The following is a 383-nucleotide window of genomic DNA, read 5'->3' on the forward strand; positions in this document are numbered from 1 at the left end:
GCGCTCGGCTCCGGCGGCCAGGCTGTCGGCACGGCCGGGCTTGCCGCCTTCCTCGGCATCGATTCCCCGCCGATCGACTATGAGCAGCTGCCGCTGCGCCGCTTCTCGCCGGCCAAGCTCGAGGATGTCTTCGGCGATCCGGCGAGCAATGACAACCTGACGCTCAGCCATGGCGGCGGCCTCTCCGGCAGTGCCGGCTCTGGCGGTGGCCATGACTTCGAGGGGATCGCCTCGGCCGGCGGCGGCTCGGGTGGCCACCACCCCGGCCCGGGCGGCCATTCCGGCCCGGGCGGCGAGAACCCTGGCGGACCCGGTGGCGAGAATCCCGGCGGTCCCGGTGGCCCCGGGAGCCCGCGCAGCAACCGCGCCCCGCTGCTTGCCGG

At 75.2% G+C, this 383-nt stretch carries 1 pseudogene; it reads left to right on the forward strand.

The features are described from left to right. Positions 1-383 (forward strand): annotated as a pseudogene (locus tag AC1DGP_RS35375) (hypothetical protein); the annotation flags it as partial.

The sequence above is a fragment of the Allobosea sp. 05T433 genome (assembly GCF_056396065.1).